We start from the raw sequence: 19,452 nt of genomic DNA, 5'->3' as shown, positions 1-19,452 counted from the left end.
GCATGTAATAATTTCGTTTTTCTTATTTTATATTATGACAAAAAAGAGGTATTTATTTGATTTTTTTGTGTTTTGGCAATTTTATAGAATAATTGAATTGACAAAAAAGATTTTTGTACAATATGAAGCTCATGTGCATGAGATCTTTATATCATGAGTATATGCACTATATCTCGATTTTGAATTACTCAATTTTAAATTAAAGGAAACAAGAATGGAACATCGTGCAGTCTTAGAGACTGAAAGCAATTTAGTTATTACATTGGTTGCTGATATTGTTGCTGCCTACGTGAGTAATAATTCTATTCGACCGACTGAAGTGCCAAGTTTAATTGCTGATGTCCATGCTGCTTTTCGTAAAGCAGGGAATTTAGAGTTAACAGAAGTCGAAGTTGAAAAACAAAGGCCTGCCGTTAATCCAAAGCGTTCAGTATTTCCTGATTATCTCATTTGCCTTGAAGATGGGAAAAAATTTAAATCTCTAAAGCGTCATCTCATGACACATTATGGAATGTTGCCAGAGGAGTATCGTGAAAAATGGCAGTTAGATAGTTCTTATCCTATGGTGGCGCCTAATTATGCAAAAACACGATCAGCTTTGGCCAAAGAAATGGGTCTTGGACGCAAAAGTAAACGGAAAAAAACTAAATAATCTTATTTTGCGAAAAAATGGTTTCGTGTATAAATTTGATTTCAGTATACATGTTTTGTGTGAAGCTTTTGTATATATAGCAATTTCTATCAAGGGGATTATACATAGCTTTCGTTACGAATCCGTTTAATCATTGATTTCAGACCATTTGATCGTTGTGGTGTAAGATTTTCATTTAAACCAAGTTTTTCAAAGAGCTCTTGAGCATCGGAATTGCGAATTTCAGAAGCTTTTTTGCCTGAATAAAAAGCAAGAAGTATGTAAATGAGTCCACGCACAATATGAGCATCGGAATCACCTTGAAACGTCAATATTGGATCTTCTGAGTTATTACGTGAAGATAAAAGCCACACTTGGCTAACACACCCAGGAACTTTGTGAGCATCGTTTCGAGCGCTTTCCGGAAAAGGTGGCAATTCATGGCCAAGCTCAATGACATAACGATAACGGTCTTCCCAATTATCCAAAAGCGAAAAGTTCTCTATGATATTACCGATTGTTTCCGCCATTATTTTAGTCCTGTTTTGTTTGAATAATCATTCTTAAATACACTTATAAAAAATAAATATTTATTCTTCCTAACATAAATAACACGAAGAACGTTAAAAATCCTTATTTCAAGATAACATTGTATGGTTTTGTAAGAACTCTTGTATTGCGATTTTGCAAGAAACATTAAGGGAAATCTCTGATATTATTGTTGTTCCCTAATATGTTGCCTAAATATTCATAAGCAGCTCTTGCACCGTAATATGCGCGTTCACCAAGTGAACTTAAAAATGATTTTCCTACTTTGCAGGTTTCTATATTACGGTCACAAAATGCTCCTAGGTCATTTAAAGCTTCTTTAAATGACCTAATCACATCGCTCGTTGTTGTCTCATTATTTTTGGGGCTAAAAGAATAGTCACTGGTTGGATTTGCTACAAAAAATGAAATAATGACAAAAATAAAAAATAAAAAAAATGATAATTTGATTAAAAAACGTATCATGGGCAATCAATGTACCGCAGTGGTAAATACAATAAAAGAAACATTTTATACACTGTTTCTTTATAAACAATTTATAAAATTTGTTTTTTATAAAATTGAGTATTCATTTATTGGATCTATATCATTGGCTTTTTTATAAATATGGCACAATGCCGCTGTATAAAATGGGATACATTGTCTATTCAGTAAAAATTTAACATCCCAATTATACACTTACAGGCTGATCATATTAATGAACATACCATGATAAAAAATGAGAGATATAACCATGATCGTGCATAAGAGTTAAGAAATGTACCCCCCACATTTATAATCTTTTATTCCACAAGAAAGTGTAGCAATGAGATAAGGATTAAACACAGAGTCCAATTTCTTTTCCATATTGTGTACATACTTATTTTAAATAATAGTTCATCATCTTAGCTTAGTTGAAAAGACTAAAAAGAGTCAGACTCTGTTATTCTGACTCTAGTAGTGATAAAATATTTATATTATCTATAAAATTTTTACTAGAACATCACCAACATGATCAATATGTCGATCAAAAGATCAAACAATAGCTTCATCTCTTATAACTCCATCTCAAGATCTCAAGACAAGTTTTTCTATAACATTGTAAACATCAATTTAATTGATACAAAAGTAGCTCCACCAAAATATAATAACCTTAAGAGACCAGTATTCTCACCAAACCGTTTACAGAAAAGTAACCCTATATATGTAAATTGTAAAGAATATAATGACTCTTATCTTTTTAACGTTATAGAAAAATAGTCTCTAACTTGTTTTTAAATGATAGGCAAACATCTGCGCCAAAAATGAAGAATAACGTGATATTATTATTGAGATGATTATATGTGATAATGCAGTTTGCAAACACTAAAATGCTCTTGAACGTTAATCATTCGATGTTCTCTTTATACATATTGAAAGATTTGTAAAATCTGAAATTAATAAAAATTGATAAGAGCTCTTGTTGATTGATCAACTTATACATTGATAGAATGAAGCTGCTTATTCTAGGAGTTTGAAAGGAAAAAACAATAATGTAAATGCATTTCTCTCTAGCGAAAAGTAAGAACTAATTTGCATTCGTTTCTTTGTGAAACATAAACGCAACTGAAAATAAAAATGATGACAACAAAACGAAAGACGACCCGAAAAAAAACTGTAAAACACCGTAAATACTATAGTAGTATTGTTATAACACTTCTTCTTATAATTTTTCATTTTATTTTTTGGATAGCAAAAACTCTTTATTTCTATACACGAAAAAATACTTTATTTTTTGTTGGATCTCTTCTTTTTAGCATTAGTTTTTTATTTATTTCATTTAATGCTTTATTTTCGCAAATGACAACGCATCAAAATATTTTAACTCAAATGAAATTTTCCTCCGTTCAAAGTATAGGGAAGAGCTCTACTTTATTGGAAAAAGAAGCAAAATCACAAGAACTCTCTCGTGTAACTTCTCTACATTCTCCAAGTCATCACCATACAAATTCACCTTTACCTCCTCAATCAGCAAGCATTCTGGAAAAGCAAAAAGAACTAGTAAAATTAGGACTTTATGATGGACCTTTAGATGGACTGGAAGGACCTAAAACACGCCGAGCTATCACTTTATGGAAACAACAAACTGCTCAGAGAATGCAAAAGAATGCTCTATCTAATCCCACAACAGATGAAATTGCGATATTAATTAAGCAGAGCGAAATAGAAACAAAAAATATGACGCACTTAAAAGAAGCTATTTCAGAGCCTTCTGTCGAAGATATTATACAAGTGCAAAAAGCTTTACATATTTTTGGGAATGAAGAGGTTATTGTCACAGGAATAGAAGATCAAAAGACGATAGAAGCCTTAAAACAGTTTCAAAAAATGTTTGATCTTCCTGTAACAGGTAAAATTAATCACACAATTTTAATGAAAATGCGCGAAATTGGTTTATTAAATTGAGGCTAATCATCTATACTATAAAAATAATCTCTTAATTTATAATGATAATTCATCTTTCGCTTGTTTAATGCCCCCCCAAACATTCCTTCATCTCAAGCCCTCTTATATTCAATCAATCAGAATGGTTTTCTTACACATTATATATTGCGCCATACAATCTGCTGTAAGAAAACCACAACCAATTGCAGAAAAAGAAATATTGCAAAATAACAAACGCGCTTGTTCTAGCATTTTTATTACTTCTGATGATAAAAGGACACGAAATTTTATTGTAGTATCATGTAAACCTTTCATATTCTCGAGCCACGAATTGTCCACATCTTATCGTCAATTTGATCTTTATAAATATGACGCAAAGAATTTGTGCAAACACCTGTAAGGATAAGTAGACGTAAAGCTAGTTGTGTTATGCTTGTTGTTTTGCAAAGTGTCTGATAAAAAACCGGCACTTCTCTCCAATCTATTGCTGGAAAGTTTTGTGTTTTATGACGTTGTTTTCTAAGAGAGCGTGTGCTTTTGGTGTCGTCTAAAAATCAACATCCAAACCTAACGCAGCAGTATGTTTGAAGCAAATGTTAAGACAGTTTAGTACTTTCTCAACTGTTATAGCTTTTGTATGCCAAATGGAGGCAAGAGCATTGCACATCTCTGTTTGTATAATCTCTGAAACAGAGAGACAGTCTAATTTGGGAAGAATATGAAATTTTAAGGGTAGAAACCAGTTTTCATCTTTGCCATTTCCTTTTAATTTAGCTTTACGACTTTCAAAGACATCTAAAGCAATGTCTTTAAAATAATGGAGATTACCTATTGCCTCATGCTTTTATTTAGCTCGCGTCTTTTTGGGCCCCCCCTCACGTAAAACAAAATGTCCTAAACGGAATATACGTGGATTGCCATTCACGATCTTTCTTAAAAAAACATTTCTAAAGCACCCAAGCCCATTTCGCAACAACGGCCCGTGAATAATAATAGCAGCCTTCTCTGTGCGCTATCATCTTTACGCTTGTGAAGAAGCAAACCGGCACCATTACACACTACCTACCTTCAATTTGTGACAGCTCTTGACACTTGAAGAAGCATATCCTTGCTTTATTTTTTTATCCATAGACGCTAATTCCGCCTGTAATATGCAAAAAACATGGTTTTAATTGATTCATTATCAAAGAAGTTGAAATGAGACAATCTTGTGATATTTACAGCTTTCGTTCAATATGAGAAATAAAAAATTATCATTATAAATCAACATATTGTATAACTTTGATATTCCTTCAGGAATGTAAAGATGATAGCGCATAGTAGAGTTTATATACTTTGGGAAGATTTTTATAAACTTACGGGGAGTTTTACATAATCCCCATTCCACGAATGTCAATGTGAAATGGGGCATCCACTGAGAGATGTCTATCTCAAACAGCATGATGTGCAAAAAAAATGCATTTGTTTGGAGCATTCTATTTTGCGTGAGGAGTCCATTACCCTATAAAAAAGCAAACGTGTAAATTGACTGCACAATAACACGTTTCTCTCTATCAAGAGGTTCGTCAATAGAAAGTGTATTAATAATACATCTTTGTCTATCCTGCTTTATATTTTCTCTCATAAACCTCTCAAAAATACACTTTCTCGCGTAACATAACTTATCGTGCATTTTAGAAGCAATTTTATTTCCTTTATTAAAGAAAATAAAAGAATATATAAAAAATTATTTCAGTAATAACTATACAACAAAAAAATATTAACCCATTATATCCTTTTTGCTATTGCGGCCTGGGCTGCTGCTAAACGAGCAATTGGTACTCGAAAAGGAGAACACGAAACATAATCTAGGTTATTTTCTTCGCATAAAGCAATAGAGGCCGGATCGCCTCCATGTTCACCGCAAATTCCTAATTTTATTTTTGCACGCTTTGATCGTCCACGCTGTGCAGCAATGGTAATAAGTTCTCCTACTCCATCACAGTCAATAGACACGAAAGGATCTTGCTCTAAAAGACCTTTTTGAAAATAGGTTGCCAAAAAAGGAGCAGCATCATCACGGGAAATCCCAAAAGTGGTTTGTGTCAAATCGTTTGTTCCAAATGAAAAAAATTCAGCAGTTTCAGCAATTTCATCTGCTCGAAGCGCCGCCCTTGGAAGCTCAATCATCGTCCCAACCATATATTGAATAGTGCTTCCCTTTTCTTTCATCACTTCCTCAGCAACCTGATCAATACGTGCTTTTACAAAATCGAGTTCAGATTTAAGCGCAACAAGTGGCACCATAATTTCAAGCATAACAGGAGATCCAGATTTTTGGGCAGCTTCTGCTGCTGCTTCAAAAATCGCCCGCGCTTGCATTTCTGCAATTTCAGGATAAGTAATAGCTAAACGGCATCCACGTAATCCAAGCATAGGATTAAATTCATGCAACTGCTGAGCGCGTTCAGCAAGCACTTCAGCAGAAACACCCATAGCTGTTGCAACATCAAGAATTTCTGTTTTCGTTTTAGGTAAAAATTCATGTAATGGTGGATCTAGCAAGCGGATAGTAACAGGTAAACCACACATAATTTCAAATAATTCACTAAAATCTGAACGCTGCATTGGCAAAAGCTTATCTAGTGCTTTACGACGACCATTTTCATCATGACTTAAAATCATTTCACGCATGGCAACGATACGTTCATCAGAAAAAAACATATGCTCCGTACGGCAAAGACCTATACCTTCAGCCCCAAAGGAACGCCCCATACGGGCATCAGATGGTGTATCAGCATTAGCGCGAACTTTGAGACGCCGCATTCCATCAGCCCATTCCATTAATTTTGCAAAGTCTCCGCAAAGCTGAGGTTGCAACATTGCAACTTTCCCTTTGAAAATTTCTCCACTTCCACCATCAATTGTAATAATATCACCTTTTTTAAAGCTTTCTCCTGAAGCAAACAGCGTATTTGTGTTATAATCAATCCGCACACTTCCAGCACCAGAAATACATGGTTTCCCCATCCCCCGCGCAACAACAGCAGCGTGACTTGTCATACCGCCACGCGTTGTTAAAATTCCTTCTGCAGCATGCATACCATGAATATCTTCTGGGCTTGTTTCTACACGGACCAAAATAACTTTGCGACCTTCCGCCGACACCGTTTCTGCCTCTTCTGAAGTAAAAACAATTTCACCAGTTGCGGCTCCAGGAGAAGCAGGTAAACCACGTCCTATAATAGAACGTTCTGCTTTGGGATCAAGTGTTGGATGCAAAAGTTGGTCCAGCGACTTTGCATCAATACGCATCACAGCCTCTTCATGGTTTATTAACCCCTCTTCAACCATTTCAATTGCTATCTTGAGAGCCGCACGAGCCGTGCGTTTTCCTGAACGAGTCTGAAGCATCCATAATTTACCTTTTTCAATGGTAAATTCGAGATCTTGCATATCCCGATAATGCTGCTCAAGCTTCTGCGCTATCTGACATAATTTCAAAAAAGCCTCAGGCATAATTTTTTCTAATGACGGCCTATTTGAACCAGCAACAATACGCGCATTTTCTGTAATATTTTGAGGTGTTCGAATGCCCGCCACAACATCTTCCCCTTGCGCATTAACTAAAAATTCACCATAAAGTTCTTTTTTCCCTGTCGATGGATTGCGTGTAAAAGCAACACCTGTTGCCGAATCTTCACCCATGTTGCCAAAAACCATAGCTTGCACATTAACTGCCGTTCCCCAACTTTCAGGAATATTATGTAAACGGCGATAGGTAACTGCACGTGCTGTCATCCAACTTGAAAAAACGGCTCCAATTGCTCCCCATAACTGCTGTTCAGGATTTTGTGGAAAAGGTTTTCCTAATTTTTCTTCAACATATGCTTTATAAGAAGTAATAATATTCTTCCAATCACCTGCTGTCATTTCTGTATCAATAGTGTAACCATTGCGTACTTTTGCTTCATCAAGAATTTCTTCAAAATACGCATGATCTAACCCCAAAACAACGTTAGAATACATTTGGATAAAACGCCGATAACTATCATAAGCAAAACGTTCATTATTAGCTTGTAAAGCAATGGCTTTTACAGTCTCATCATTCATGCCAAGGTTAAGCACTGTGTCCATCATCCCTGGCATAGAAGTTCTAGCACCTGAACGAACAGAAAGCAAAAGTGGCTTTTGCTCACTCCCAAATTCACGTCCTGTTTGTTCACCAATGCGTCTTAGTGCTTGCTTAACAGATTCCTGTAGCTCTTCTGGATATGATTTGTCATGGGCATAATAAAAATTACAAACTTCTGTTGTCAGCGTAAATCCGGGTGGTACGGGCAAACCAAGATTACTCATTTCTGCCAAATTAGCCCCTTTACCTCCGAGAAGATTACGCTCACTTGCACTTCCTTCTGCCTTTCCATCTCCAAAACTATAAACCCATTTTTTCATTGTACAAATCCTCCCATATCAGCATCAAAACATCATTCAACCTAGGCTCACTTAAAAGCAATGACTTGATTCAAAATCGGCTCAACAAAAAATATTGCTTCATAAATGCATAATATTAATCCTTCCAAAAGCGATAATGACTAAAAGTATCACTATCTATCTTCTGGAAGATTAAGATTCATTTTTAAGAAAACTATCAATCACCGAAAAAAAGTCTTCTACTTTCATGGCACCTTCATATTTACTACCATTAATAAAGAAAGTAGGCGTTGCTGTAACACCAAGTTTTTTACCACGCTCAAAGGATGCATTCACTTCATCTAAAATGGCTTGATTTTTCAAACATGCAGTAAAACTTTCATCTGTAAAACCAGCCATTAAGCCAATTTTTTTCAATGGTGTTAGAGCATCTTTTCCGAAAGCCCATTCATTTTGTTTTTGAAATAAAACTTCTATCAAAGGAAAATAGCGATCTTCTGGTGCACACTGTGCCAACATAAAACCTGCTGTTGCCCGAGGATCAAAAGCATAATCGCGGAAAATCAGTTTTACTTTTCCTGTTTTGATATATTTTTTACGAATTTGAGGAAGTATATCATTATAAAAATGCGCACAATGGGTACATGTCAACGAAGCATACTCAACAATGACGACTGGTGCATCCGCCTCTCCCTCAAAGCGATCCTTTACTTTACCCGATTGGAGAATCTCTTCCATATCAACAGTTGCCACTGGTTTGGGATCACGCGCTAAAGCAACTGTTACACTGTTTTGTACAATCGTTATGAAGAGAAAAATTATCCCGAAAGATAAAAAAGAACGATATTTTACCATAAATAATACTTTTCTGTTGTTATTAACGAATAAGAATCCAATGCTTTCTCATATATTAAAGAAAAATATATAAAATATCTTGCTATTTATTATTTTTTTCCAAGAAAATGCAACAGCCAAGTTTATAAAGTGATTGGCGCAAGCTTTTATCTTCAATTCCTTCAAGCATTTCTCCCACGCATTTTTTGTCTTGTTCACTCAAAGACGATTTTAGAGGCAAGTGATTCATAAAAACCGTCATACTCCTTTGCTCAATCTTGATGCGATCAATAGCAATATAGCCAAAAAATCCGTTAATTCTATGAAGTAATTCCTCTGTTTCATGCATCAATTTTAACGCAGCAAATCCTTCACATGCGACAACAAGTGTTGCTGGCTGAAAAACATCATCTTGATCTGCACGACGTTTCCAAATAATTTTAAGCGGCATTGTATGTTCACTGATATCATAGCCCGCAATTTGTGGCCAATGTTCTATAAGCGCTACATTAAGCCCTGTCCGTTTGCGTAAAACTGGATCAAGTATTTTGTATACCGTCTCAGAAAGAGAATAAAAGATATGTTTTTTAAGTTGTTTTCTCATTTTTAGATCATTGTTCAATCGCTTACTAAATTAAAATCATTTGTTTCATCTAAAAATTATTGCCTCCTCAATTTATGAAAGATCAACAAAATAAATAATTTTTTCTTTTGCATTTTATATCTTCCTATGCTTGAAAACAATCATGTATGAAATTTCTTCGCACCTCCTTGCTTGGTACGATCAAAATCACAGACATCTCCCATGGCGGATTACCCCCGAAAAGCAAAAACAAGGTATCCGTCCTGATCCTTATCAAGTTTGGCTTTCTGAAATCATGCTTCAACAAACAACCGTTGAAACAGTTAAGCCTTATTTTAAAAAGTTTCTGAAATTATGGCCTGATCTTTCCTCTTTAGCAAAAGCCTCACAAGATGACATCATGAAAGCATGGGCTGGACTTGGTTATTATTCACGCGCACGTAATCTTAAAAAATGTGCGCAACAGCTTGTTGAAAACTACGCGGGACAATTTCCACAATCTGTAAAAGAATTGCGAACTCTAGCCGGTATTGGAGATTATACTGCCGCAGCCATTGCTTCAATTGCTTTTAATCACCCTGTAGCAGTGGTTGATGGTAATGTCGAACGTGTGGTAGCGCGCCTTTTTGCTATCACTTCAATATTACAAAAAGCAAAAGTTGAAATTAAAGAAAAAACACAAAAAATTACTGCTTTAAATCGTCCTGGTGACTTTGCTCAAGCAATGATGGATTTAGGAGCAACAGTTTGTACTCCACGCAAACCATCTTGTTATACCTGCCCTCTTCAATGTTTATGTAAAGCAGCAAAGACGCAACAACCGGAATCTTTTCCAGTCAAAGCCCCTAAAAAAGAACGCCCTTCAAAAACAGGTATTGCTTTTGTGGCTCTTAATAAAAAGAGACAAATTTATTTGGAAAAACGACAGACGCAAAAGCTCCTTGGTGGAATGACCCAAATTCCTAACAATATTGGCATAAACAACGAAAATGGGCTCCAAAATGCACCCTTTACTGCCAATTGGCAATTCAAAGGACAAATTACGCATGTTTTTACTCACTTTTCTCTAAAACTCGATGTTTACTATACTGAGGATATTCATGAAATGAATTGTGAAAATGGTTGGTGGTGTAACATTCAACATCTTGCCGAAGAAGCACTACCTACTGTTATGAAAAAAGCCATTTCCGTAGCACTTCCCAATTCTTTCAGATTTAAATAACCTTCCCTATTCGTAAAAATGTTTTCTAACGGAGACTTTTGTATCTCTAACGGTCATTTATTAAGTCATTTATTAATCTGTAAAAGAAAAACTTAAAAAAATGAAATAACCAATTTTTTCTACAGATAAGAATTAAGGAGGGGTAAAAAAGCTTAGAAAGCTTAGATTAAAATTTCAGAATCTATCCTTTTTTGCTTATGAAGGAGCAAGTCAGCACCATCATTATATTTACCAGTCCCCTACAACAACCCTTGGCACTTGAAACGGTTCATAAAAGGTACTTTTTAGTTCTTTCTTTAACAATTTTATTCACACGCCAACCCCGCTTATGACATGCAAGCAAGTAAATTTTATTGATTCAATATGAAACAGGTCTGAAATAAGAAAATTTGACGATATTCGGGGGGAACTCAATATGAATAACGCTAAATTATCTTGATAAACCAATACATTTTACGCACTTTATAGATGCACATATTACCTCAAAAAAGCACTTAATTTTGAGCTTCTGAATGAGCCTTTTAATTTTGATATTTCATTTTTATAAGATTATATTAAAATTTTACTGTTTTGGAACTAAAATCAGAACATAGAGTGAAAGTTTCTCATTTTAATTTCTTCTACAAGAAGCAAAAAATACTCGCTTGCCGCTTACAAGCGAGATTAGTGTGTTAATAAAAAACATCTAAGAAAGGCATAAAATGCCCTCACGTCCATCTCAATCAAGATCAGGTACATTGATGATCACTCTAGAATGAAGCGATCAGCTTAGTTCATAAAACACCCGTTTTTAACATTTGTGAACGTATGATCATTCTTAAATGATCTATGGACTTCAACCGTCCATTTTCCTCATAATACCAAAATGTCCAACCATTACAACTCTGCGAATCTTGAGCCTTTCTTCCCATTGCGTGAATTGAGCCCGCTTCACCACCATGCATAATCGTACCATCAGCTCTTACAATAGCAGACACTTGCTTCTTACGATCATAAAGAACTTCTCCAGGATAGAGTAAACCTGCTTCAAGCAAACTGTTGAATGCTACGCGCGGTTCTGCTTTTTTTCTATCCAAAATCGCTAGTTCTGGTTGCGCTAAAGGTTTAACCGCTGCAATTCTCTCACATGCTGCATCAATGTAATCTTGCTCGCGTTCAATCCCAACAAAATCACGCCCTAAAAGCTTGGCAACAGCACCTGTTGTTCCCGAACCAAAAAACGGATCAAGAATAACATCACCAGGTTTACTAGAAGCCATAATAATACGCGCTAATAACGCTTGCGGTTTTTGTGTTGGATGTAATTTACGCCCTGAATCATCCTTTAAACGTTCAGCTCCAGTGCAGAGAGGGAAAAGCCAATCTGAACGCATTTGTAGATCTTCATTGGCCGCTTTTAAGGCATCATAATTAAATGTGTACTTTTTATCTTTTTGATCTCGCACGGCCCAAATAAGCGTCTCATGAGCATTTTGAAAACGGCGCCCTCGAAAATTAGGCATCGGATTATTTTTGCGCCAAATAATATCATTAAGCATCCAAAAACCTAAATCTTGTAATGCCGTCCCAACTCGAAAAATATTATGGTAAGATCCGATAACCCAAAGTGTTCCGTTGGGTTTTAATACACGACGACAAGCAAGCAACCATGCACGGGTAAAAGCATCATACGCAGCAAAACTCTCAAACTGATCCCATGCATCATCAACCGCATCAACAAGCGAATGATCTGGACGGTATAAAGCTCCGTCCAATTGCAAATTATAGGGTGGGTCCGCAAAAATCATATCAACGGAATGTTTTGGAAGTTTTTCTAGAACGGAAACACAATCTCCTTTAAAAATTTTATTGCGCCATGGCATCTGTGAGGGAGTACGAAGAAAATCTTTTTGAAGCTGAATAACTGTCATGAAAAACCCAACAAAATTAACTGAATTTGCCCTATAATCAACCAAAATAGTTTATAGGCCCGCATTACCAATCCATATTTACAAAATAGCGTAAACGTATCGTTAAATTTCTACAAAATTGATAATTGTTTTTGTTTTTTTAAGTAAAAAAACTTTCATATGAATGAAACCTTATTTTTCTTTTTTTCAATGTACTGTTCCCATATCATTTATTTCGTAAAAGAATTAAGAATCATTTTCAAAGCGTATTTTTATGAAATAAGATCTTCTCAATATCGTTTTCATAAAAGTTGTCCATCTCGTAACATGTAAAGGAATATCTTATGCCTCAGATAGATCTTATTATTTTTGATTGTGACGGAGTTCTCGTCGACTCTGAATATCTTGCAGCAAAAATTGGATCTCAATTGCTCAAACAAACAGGATATGAAATATCATCCGAAGAATTGAGTGAGCGTTTTGCAGGACTTATCTTTCCCGATATTCTTAAACACGTTGAACAGGAAACAGAAAAACCAATTTCTGCTCATCTCATAGATCAGATGACTAATATTTTTCGTACACAAATAAAAACTAAATTACGGGCTATTGATGATGTAAGAGAAGCCGTAGAAATTATTCAAACACGCTATCCCTACTGTATCTGCTCTAATGCAAAAAGCGTAGATATAAAAGAGATGCTCACCACGGTTGATCTCTATGACCTTTTTGAAGGTAAAATATTTTCAGCACCTGAAGTTGGAACAAAAAGAACGAAACCAGCCCCTGATGTTTTCCTTTTTGCCGCACAACAATTACAGGCAGAGCCCCAAAACACTATCGTTATAGAAGATTCACTTCATGGTGTACACGCAGCCATAGCAGCAGGCATGCGTGTCATCGGCTTTACGGGAGGATCACATAGCTATCTTGGCCACTCCAATGCACTTGCAGAAGCTGGAGCAGAAACAGTTATCGCAAAACATGCTCATTTAGGAGAAGTCTTAGAAGCAATGGCAGTATGGCGAGATCTATTATAAAAAATCTCTTGAATATATCAGTTTGTAAACTCTTGTAAGAAGCATTTTTACTCAAATGCCCTTCTCTTCTCGCTACTTCTTTTATAATAACTTTAGTAAATGCGTAATTCAGGACATCTTTCTTCTTTATAAACGTCAAAGATTCTGATGCCCTAAGAATTTTATATTATGGGGCTTTATCATCATATCTATTAATTGCAAAATAGACTTGAGTACCTTGAGAAGGATTTCTTAAAAAAGCACATAAATATGAAACATAGAACAACGTAAAGAGATACCTGTAGTTGCTCAAAATTTTCTGAAAGCACTTGTATAGATTTTTTAAATAAGCAATGAAATCAGATCTTTTCAAAAGTAATCCAACTTTAGGAAAGGCATCCTTTCTAAAAATAAAAGTGGCTTTTCGGTTTGGAAAGAAGAAAATGTTGAAAAATATTATCTAATGCCGATCTTTCAGCACTCATAAATGTCTCTGAATTGATATTCTGCTATACACTGCTTTACATCACAGTAATATGCTGTTCACATTGGCGAGAAAATGATAATATCATTTATCTCTATCCAATTCGAGCTCTACTTTATACTATGAGCGAAATGTATATTTTTAGTATCTATAAATGTATTTAAAAAATAATATTAATATCATTTTATAAAAATTATGCGATCACCACATGTTATTTATATATAACACATAACGAAATATTTCATAAAATTTTAAAAAATATTTTTGTAATTATTACTGTTACATTTTTACAATAATGTTTATAAAAAAATATATTTATATTTTTATATGTATTTTTATTATTGACTAAAAATACATATTGAAATATCTAAATTATATATAGTGTGAGATATATAAACATTATGTATATTTTCTTACATATATAACTTAAAAATATTTGAGGTAAAGTTATGGTCAAAATATTTAAAAATTATATCTTAAGCACTTTTATAGCGAGCACTTTTTTTATTTCACAAACTGTAACTGTTAATGCAAACTATTTGAAAAACGATACTCCAAAAGAGGAACTTTCTGTTTCCCCAATGGAACAAGTAAAGTATGCGAAATCTGATGTAGTTTCTACGACTGCTTTCTATGTTCCATCTGTAAATTATCAAACAGAAAATGGAACAACAGGTGAAGGGAAAATTGAAAAGGTCGTTGAGCCTATGACTGTAGGAGTGGGACTATTGTTTGCTGGATATGCAATGAGCTTTATAGGATCGATAATAAGTTGGATAAAGGACATAGTGTTGATGTTCAAATAATTCAACCTCGTCTAGAACTCTAGAACAATAGCTTCATAATGAATCTATTGTTCATTGTAAGTAATTACATAATGGAGCTTATCTTGCTACAAAATATAAATGTTGTAGATTATATCCAAATATCCAAAGTATAAATTTACGCATATATATATTGAATAGTATAAAATATTTGAGGTAAATTATGATTAAATTGTTTAAAAATCATATGTTAAGTATTTTCATTATGTCTGCCTTTTTTCTTTCACAGGTTGTAAATGTGCATGCAAACTATTTGCAAAATAATACTCATCGTGAAAATATTTTTGTTTCTGCAATAGAGCAGAAAAAACAGGATGCAGTCCATACCGTTTCTCTCTATAGCCCCATTCTAAGTCGTGGAGTGGATAATGAACCTACTATTGAAGGAAAATTTGAAAAGGTCGTTGAACCTCTTACACTCGGAACCTTTGGTGTTGGGATGGCAATTGGATATGCATCAAGTACGATAGGCATGTTTTTAGGATGGATAATAGGTAAAATAATATCGTATTTTAAATCTCGTTAAAATTGAAATCTTATCAGAATAAAACCTTCTCATACGAAATATAAACTATGGATATATTCTGTGTTTATCCATTGTTGATGACAAAAAACTAATGAATTAGTGCACATTAAGAATGAAAAAGCTTTAAATGCTTCTGTTTCTCTTAATGTGCACTAATTCTGCCGATGCATCTATTCAATTCAGAGTAAAATAAAAGTAAAAGTATTGGTGATAAATTATGATTAAAGTATTGAAAACTTACGTATTAAATATTTTTATAGCAGTTTCTTTTTTGCTTTCACAAGTTATAAATGTTCATGCCAATCATTTGAAAAATGATATTCAATGGGAAACTGTCTCTCTAATAGAACAAGGAAAGAAAAAAGCTATCAATATAGCTACTCTTTATGTACCAAGTTTCACTCATGGAGCAAAAAGTGAAACTGCCATTGAAGGAAAATTTGAGAAAGTGTTTGAACCAATTACGTTAGGAGTTTTTTCTACAGCAGGAGCTTTGGGTTTTGGATTCTTGACTGGATCTATTATGGCCATATTTAGCGGGATAATCGGATGGGCAATAGGAAAACTTAAAGGCAAATAATTCAAAGATACTCAGTTATTTTTTCTATTTAAAATAAGAATATTTTACAGCCTGCTTCACATCATTTAGCAGGCTGTCGTATGTTTTCTATGGATAAAAGTTAGGTTACCATACTGTATAGAACAAATATAATATCTATAATAATAATTAAGCTAAACAAAAATTATTCAAAGTATAGATTTGCGCACGCAATGCCATAAAATTACCTTACAAATCTTCCAGTGTGAATTTTGATCTGTATCATTTCAATATTCATTTTAGCAGATTTAATTGTTACAAAGTATAAGAGCATAAAATAACTATAAATGATTGAGTTTTACAAAAAAAAGTTCTTCAATAAATACCATTCTATCTATTTGATTTTATTATTTAAGAAGATGCACAAGTGAAGATACGTTGTAAAATTTAAGTAAATGAATAATAGAGGGAAAATTTTCGACTTTAACAGATTTTCTGTGAACATTTGACGTTTATATCTCAAAAATAAAAATGCTTAAGAATATTTCCTTTCATTATTGAGTTAAAAACTCTATCCATTTAATAATTTAAATATTATGAAAAACGTGAAATAAATAACTTCACCAATTTGCCAGAAATAAAAAAAGGATAAAACGTATGGAATATATCAGCACGAGAGGTGAAGCTCCTGCTTTAAGCTTTACGGAAACGATCATGACAGGATTGGCAATTGATGGGGGACTTTATCTGCCAGATAAATTTCCTCAGCTATCATTTGATGCGTTACGAGCACTTCGTGGTCAGTCCTATACAACAATTGCTAAAACTATTCTGTGGCCCTTTGTGAATAACGAAATCGAATATACAGCTTTTGAAAATATGATCGCTGAATCTTATGCAACCTTTCACCATCCAGCAATCTGTCCGTTACGACAAACTGGAGCAGATGAATTTATCCTTGAACTCTTTCATGGTCCTACTTTAGCTTTTAAAGATGTCGCAATGCAGTTTCTTTCTCGACTGATGGATTATGTTTTGACTGAAAAAAATAGATGTGCAACGATTATTGCTGCAACATCAGGTGATACAGGAGGGGCTGCGATACAAGCTTTTGCTGGAAAAAAACACTCAGATATTTTTATTTTATTTCCTAAAGGACGTGTATCACCTGTTCAACAACGGCAAATGACAACCAATCAATGTTCAAATGTTCATGCCATTGCCATTGAAGGAAATTTTGATGATTGCCAAGCTCTTGTCAAAGCAATGTTTAATGACCACAATTTTCGTAAAAAAAGAGCGCTTTCAGGTGTTAACTCTATAAATTGGGCGCGTATCATGGCGCAAATTGTTTACTATTTTTCATCTGCACTTTCCTTAGGGGCTCCTGATAGAGCTGTTTCATTTACTGTTCCTACTGGAAATTTTGGTGATATTTTTGCAGGTTATGTTGCAGCCCGTATGGGATTACCCATTGCTCAACTGGTCATCGCAACGAATGATAACGACATCCTTGCACGTACATTGACCAGCGGTACTTACGAAACACAACCAATAGTCCATACAACATCACCTTCTATGGATATTCAGGTCTCTTCTAATTTTGAACGTTTGCTCTTTGAAAGTGGTAATCGTGATCCAATGTGGATTCGCAATGCAATGGACAACTTGAAACAATCAGGACGTTTTACTCTTGATGAAAAGCAACTCAAAAATATTCGTTCCCTATTTTCTGCTGGGAAAAGCAACATGGCTGCAACAGCTCAAACAATTAATAGTGTCTATAAGGAAAGTGGCTATCTTGTTGATCCACATACAGCCGTCGCTCTTCAAGTAGCGCGTAAAAACAAAAAACCGCATATTCCAATGATCGTCCTTGCCACGGCTCATCCAGCTAAATTTCCTGATACTATTAAAAGTGCTTGTGGACTTCATGCCCCATGGCCATCTCATCTCAATGATGTAATGAAACGCAAAGAACACTTTATAAGTCTTGCTAATGATGAAAAAATAGTAAAAGATTATATCTCTTTAAAATCGCATGCATCTTATTAAAGTTAGCTGCATTAACTTAAATCAAGAATATTCTAATACCCTTACAATGAGGTATTTAACTTATTTAATGGAGTTGTAAATACATGGATGTAGATATATGTCGCCTTAGTAATGGCTTGACTATCGCCACACATACAATGCAACAAATTGATAGTGTTGCCCTCGGAATATGGGTTAAAGTGGGCTCACGCAATGAAACCTCCACACAGCATGGTATTGCTCATCTTCTTGAGCATATGGCTTTTAAAGGAACCGAAAACCGCACTGCTTTTCAAATTGCAACCGATATTGAAGATGTTGGCGGTGAAATCAATGCCACCACCAGTATTGAAACAACAGCTTACTTTGCACGTGTACTTAAAAGCGATATCCCACTTGCTATAGACATTTTAGCCGATATTTTAATGCATTCAAAATTTGACGACAATGAACTAGAACGAGAAAAACAAGTAATATTTCAGGAAATTGGTGCCGCTCATGACACTCCTGATGATATTGTTTTTGATCACTTTACAGAAACAGCCTTTCGTCATCAATCCCTTGGACGCTCTATTTTAGGAACAGCTAAAACTATCCAATCATTTACATCTACTGATCTCCATGATTTCATCAATAAACAATATAGTGCAGATCGTATGATTGTCGTTGCTGCAGGAGCTGTAAAACACGAAAGTTTCTTGCGAGAAGTTGAAAGTCGTCTTGGTACTTTTCGCTCCCATTCAACCGCACCTCTTACTAATCTTGCAAATTATGTTGGTGGCGACTTTCGTGAATATCGCGATTTAATGGATACACAAGTTGTTCTGGGGTTTGAAGGGCGTGCTTATCACGCGCGTGATTTTTATGCGGCCCAAATTCTTTCAATCATTCTTGGTGGTGGTATGTCTTCACGTCTTTTTCAAGAGGTAAGAGAGAAACGTGGATTATGCTATTCTATTTATGCTTTTCATTGGGGATTTTCAGATACTGGTCTTTTTGGTGTTCACGCAGCTACCGGACAAGAAGGGCTCAAAGAACTTATTCCCGTGATTCTTGATGAACTTTCCAAGGTCAGTAAAAACATTCACGCCAATGAACTGCAACGAGCACAAACGCAATATCGTGCGAATCTGACAATGTCACAGGAAAATCCCTCTAGTCAAGCACATCTCATTGCTCGCCAAATACTCCTTTATGGTCGACCAATTCCAATATCGGAAACAATTGAACGCCTCAATCTCATCACTCCTAAAAGATTAACTGATTTAGCACATCGTCTTTTTACAAATTCCACTCCAACACTAACTGCTGTCGGACCTGTAGGACCCCTCATAAATTTTGATGATTTAACGTCAACTCTTTCATACAAGCTAAAGTAAAAAACTTCTTTTCAAAACAGCATCACAATAACATACACATATTTTATCGTAAAATTTACCACAAAAGCTCTTCTCATTAAATAAGTTTTGGAAATATTGGGCAAAGAAGCGTACAAAACTACCC

Annotated in this window: 16 protein-coding genes; 9 read left to right on the top strand and 7 right to left on the bottom strand. The window is 34.8% G+C overall.

Annotated elements, in window-relative coordinates; translation table 11 throughout:
• Nucleotides 1–214 precede the first annotated feature (214 nt).
• Nucleotides 215–652 carry a MucR family transcriptional regulator gene (locus ACFIJ7_RS03050; RefSeq protein WP_012754848.1) on the top strand — a complete coding sequence of 146 codons (438 nt, stop codon included), beginning with the start codon at nucleotides 215–217 and terminating at the stop codon, nucleotides 650–652.
• Between the two features lie 98 nt (nucleotides 653–750).
• Here the strand turns inward: ACFIJ7_RS03050 and ACFIJ7_RS03045 are convergent, their stop codons facing one another.
• Nucleotides 751–1,161: a SufE family protein gene (locus ACFIJ7_RS03045; RefSeq protein WP_012754847.1), complete on the bottom strand. Its 411-nt coding sequence runs from the start codon at nucleotides 1,159–1,161 to the stop codon at nucleotides 751–753.
• Nucleotides 1,162–1,327: 166 nt separating this feature from the next.
• Nucleotides 1,328–1,645, bottom strand: coding sequence for a DUF5330 domain-containing protein (locus ACFIJ7_RS03040; protein ID WP_375635751.1), 318 nt, complete (start codon nucleotides 1,643–1,645; stop codon nucleotides 1,328–1,330).
• Between the two features lie 1,134 nt (nucleotides 1,646–2,779).
• Between ACFIJ7_RS03040 and ACFIJ7_RS03035 the strand changes: the two genes are divergently transcribed.
• Nucleotides 2,780–3,604 carry a peptidoglycan-binding protein gene (locus tag ACFIJ7_RS03035; RefSeq protein ID WP_375635837.1) on the top strand — a complete coding sequence of 275 codons (825 nt, stop codon included), beginning with the start codon at nucleotides 2,780–2,782 and terminating at the stop codon, nucleotides 3,602–3,604.
• Between the two features lie 108 nt (nucleotides 3,605–3,712).
• Here the strand turns inward: ACFIJ7_RS03035 and ACFIJ7_RS03030 are convergent, their stop codons facing one another.
• The 4 genes from ACFIJ7_RS03030 to ACFIJ7_RS03015 form a co-directional block, all read right to left on the bottom strand.
• A complete protein-coding gene (locus ACFIJ7_RS03030) occupies nucleotides 3,713–3,898 on the bottom strand; it encodes a hypothetical protein (RefSeq protein WP_375635752.1) in 186 nt (61 codons plus the stop codon).
• 1,452 nt (nucleotides 3,899–5,350) lie between these two features.
• On the bottom strand, nucleotides 5,351–8,017 hold the full coding sequence (gene ppdK / locus ACFIJ7_RS03025) for a pyruvate, phosphate dikinase (RefSeq protein ID WP_375635753.1): 2,667 nt from the start codon (nucleotides 8,015–8,017) through the stop codon (nucleotides 5,351–5,353).
• A 171-nt stretch (nucleotides 8,018–8,188) separates the two neighbouring features.
• Entirely contained in the window at nucleotides 8,189–8,851 is a 663-nt protein-coding gene (locus ACFIJ7_RS03020) for a DsbA family protein (RefSeq protein ID WP_375635754.1), read from the bottom strand.
• A gap of 82 nt (nucleotides 8,852–8,933) precedes the next feature.
• Nucleotides 8,934–9,434 carry a DUF721 domain-containing protein gene (locus tag ACFIJ7_RS03015; RefSeq protein WP_375635755.1) on the bottom strand — a complete coding sequence of 167 codons (501 nt, stop codon included), beginning with the start codon at nucleotides 9,432–9,434 and terminating at the stop codon, nucleotides 8,934–8,936.
• A gap of 142 nt (nucleotides 9,435–9,576) precedes the next feature.
• Between ACFIJ7_RS03015 and mutY the strand changes: the two genes are divergently transcribed.
• Nucleotides 9,577–10,635: an A/G-specific adenine glycosylase gene (gene mutY, locus ACFIJ7_RS03010; protein WP_375635756.1), complete on the top strand. Its 1,059-nt coding sequence runs from the start codon at nucleotides 9,577–9,579 to the stop codon at nucleotides 10,633–10,635.
• 773 nt (nucleotides 10,636–11,408) lie between these two features.
• Here mutY and ACFIJ7_RS03005 read toward each other — a convergent pair.
• The gene (locus ACFIJ7_RS03005) at nucleotides 11,409–12,497 is read right to left on the bottom strand and encodes a site-specific DNA-methyltransferase (protein ID WP_372440009.1); all 1,089 of its coding nucleotides are present in this window, start codon (nucleotides 12,495–12,497) and stop codon (nucleotides 11,409–11,411) included.
• 371 nt (nucleotides 12,498–12,868) lie between these two features.
• Here ACFIJ7_RS03005 and ACFIJ7_RS03000 point away from each other — a divergent pair, with 371 nt between their 5' ends.
• The 6 genes from ACFIJ7_RS03000 to ACFIJ7_RS02975 all read left to right on the top strand — a co-directional run bounded on the left by ACFIJ7_RS03000 (nucleotide 12,869) and on the right by ACFIJ7_RS02975 (nucleotide 19,328).
• Nucleotides 12,869–13,564, top strand: a complete 696-nt coding sequence (locus ACFIJ7_RS03000) for an HAD family hydrolase (RefSeq protein ID WP_375635757.1) — start codon at nucleotides 12,869–12,871, stop codon at nucleotides 13,562–13,564.
• A 912-nt stretch (nucleotides 13,565–14,476) separates the two neighbouring features.
• Nucleotides 14,477–14,833, top strand: a complete 357-nt coding sequence (locus tag ACFIJ7_RS02995; protein ID WP_375644573.1) for a hypothetical protein — start codon at nucleotides 14,477–14,479, stop codon at nucleotides 14,831–14,833.
• A 181-nt stretch (nucleotides 14,834–15,014) separates the two neighbouring features.
• Entirely contained in the window at nucleotides 15,015–15,377 is a 363-nt protein-coding gene (locus ACFIJ7_RS02990) for a hypothetical protein (protein ID WP_375635759.1), read from the top strand.
• 217 nt (nucleotides 15,378–15,594) lie between these two features.
• Nucleotides 15,595–15,957, top strand: a complete 363-nt coding sequence (locus tag ACFIJ7_RS02985; protein WP_375644572.1) for a hypothetical protein — start codon at nucleotides 15,595–15,597, stop codon at nucleotides 15,955–15,957.
• Nucleotides 15,958–16,572: 615 nt separating this feature from the next.
• Entirely contained in the window at nucleotides 16,573–17,970 is a 1,398-nt protein-coding gene (gene thrC / locus ACFIJ7_RS02980; protein ID WP_375644571.1) for a threonine synthase, read from the top strand.
• A gap of 83 nt (nucleotides 17,971–18,053) precedes the next feature.
• Entirely contained in the window at nucleotides 18,054–19,328 is a 1,275-nt protein-coding gene (locus ACFIJ7_RS02975; RefSeq protein ID WP_375635762.1) for a M16 family metallopeptidase, read from the top strand.
• The last annotated feature ends 124 nt before the right edge of the window (nucleotides 19,329–19,452 follow it).

The sequence above is a fragment of the Bartonella sp. MR100HLJHH genome, assembly GCF_042194215.1.
Classification (GTDB): domain Bacteria; phylum Pseudomonadota; class Alphaproteobacteria; order Rhizobiales; family Rhizobiaceae; genus Bartonella; species Bartonella grahamii.
The sequence above is the reverse complement of the archived record's forward strand: the minus strand, read 5'-3'. Positions and strand labels throughout refer to the sequence as shown.

Coding starts and splice junctions, on each gene's coding strand:
- ACFIJ7_RS03050 (WP_012754848.1), top strand. CDS start 215: ATGGAACATCGTGCAGTCTTAGAGACTGAAAGCAATTTAGTTATTACA.
- ACFIJ7_RS02985 (WP_375644572.1), top strand. CDS start 15,595: ATGATTAAAGTATTGAAAACTTACGTATTAAATATTTTTATAGCAGTT.
- ACFIJ7_RS03015 (WP_375635755.1), bottom strand. CDS start 9,434: ATGAGAAAACAACTTAAAAAACATATCTTTTATTCTCTTTCTGAGACG.
- ACFIJ7_RS03030 (WP_375635752.1), bottom strand. CDS start 3,898: ATGAAAGGTTTACATGATACTACAATAAAATTTCGTGTCCTTTTATCA.
- mutY (WP_375635756.1), top strand. CDS start 9,577: ATGTATGAAATTTCTTCGCACCTCCTTGCTTGGTACGATCAAAATCAC.
- thrC (WP_375644571.1), top strand. CDS start 16,573: ATGGAATATATCAGCACGAGAGGTGAAGCTCCTGCTTTAAGCTTTACG.
- ACFIJ7_RS03000 (WP_375635757.1), top strand. CDS start 12,869: ATGCCTCAGATAGATCTTATTATTTTTGATTGTGACGGAGTTCTCGTC.
- ACFIJ7_RS03045 (WP_012754847.1), bottom strand. CDS start 1,161: ATGGCGGAAACAATCGGTAATATCATAGAGAACTTTTCGCTTTTGGAT.
- ACFIJ7_RS02990 (WP_375635759.1), top strand. CDS start 15,015: ATGATTAAATTGTTTAAAAATCATATGTTAAGTATTTTCATTATGTCT.
- ACFIJ7_RS02975 (WP_375635762.1), top strand. CDS start 18,054: ATGGATGTAGATATATGTCGCCTTAGTAATGGCTTGACTATCGCCACA.
- ACFIJ7_RS02995 (WP_375644573.1), top strand. CDS start 14,477: ATGGTCAAAATATTTAAAAATTATATCTTAAGCACTTTTATAGCGAGC.
- ppdK (WP_375635753.1), bottom strand. CDS start 8,017: ATGAAAAAATGGGTTTATAGTTTTGGAGATGGAAAGGCAGAAGGAAGT.
- ACFIJ7_RS03035 (WP_375635837.1), top strand. CDS start 2,780: ATGACAACAAAACGAAAGACGACCCGAAAAAAAACTGTAAAACACCGT.
- ACFIJ7_RS03005 (WP_372440009.1), bottom strand. CDS start 12,497: ATGCCATGGCGCAATAAAATTTTTAAAGGAGATTGTGTTTCCGTTCTA.
- ACFIJ7_RS03040 (WP_375635751.1), bottom strand. CDS start 1,645: ATGATACGTTTTTTAATCAAATTATCATTTTTTTTATTTTTTATTTTT.
- ACFIJ7_RS03020 (WP_375635754.1), bottom strand. CDS start 8,851: ATGGTAAAATATCGTTCTTTTTTATCTTTCGGGATAATTTTTCTCTTC.